General features: G+C 68.7%; 2 protein-coding genes. Both read left to right on the top strand.

From position 1 onward, the window contains the following. The coding region (locus AC1DDH_RS20410; protein ID WP_476956199.1) for a thiolase family protein at positions 1-470 on the top strand (470 nt) is incomplete at its 5' end. Then, the coding region (locus AC1DDH_RS20405; RefSeq protein ID WP_476956198.1) for an acyl-CoA dehydrogenase family protein at positions 467-677 on the top strand (211 nt) is incomplete at its 3' end. The genes AC1DDH_RS20410 and AC1DDH_RS20405, both read left to right, overlap by 4 nt.

Here is a 677-nt window from a genome sequence, read left to right as displayed (position 1 = left end):
CCGAGGGCACGGTGACGCCAGGCAACGCGTCGTCGATTTCAGACGGCGCCGCCGCGCTGGTCATGATGCGCGAGGCGGATGCGCGGGCAAAGGGCATCGCGCCGCTGGCCCGGATCACCGCGCTCGCCACGCATGCACTGCCGCCGGGGCAGTTCTCGCTCGCACCGGTGGGCGCCATCCGCCGCGTGCTGGACAAGGCCGGCTGGCAGGCTGGCGACGTCGACCTGTTCGAAATCAATGAGGCCTTTGCGGTGGTGACGCTGCTCGCCATGCGCGAACTGAACCTGCCGCATGCGCGCGTCAACGTGAACGGCGGCGCCTGCGCGCTGGGCCATCCGGTCGGCGCGACGGGCGCCCGGCTGCTTGTGACGCTGGTCCATGCGCTGCGCGAACGGGGGCTGCGCCGTGGCGTGGCGAGTCTGTGCCTGGGTGGCGGAGAAGCCACGGCCATGGCGGTGGAGGTGGCATGAGCATGACCTTCGATCATTCCCCCGAACATCGCGAGATTCGCGAGGCCATCCTGAAGGTCTGCGAGCGCTTTGACGCCGAGTATTGGCTGGAGAAGGACAAGGTCGGCGGCTTTCCGACCGATTTCCATCAGGCGCTCGCCAGGGACGGTTGGCTGGGCATCTGCATCCCGCAAGCCTACGGTGGTTCGGGCCTCGGCATTACCGAGG

It is taken from the genome of Arthrobacter sp. 10T425 (assembly GCF_056393985.1).
This window is presented reverse-complemented; position numbering and strand designations above follow the sequence as displayed.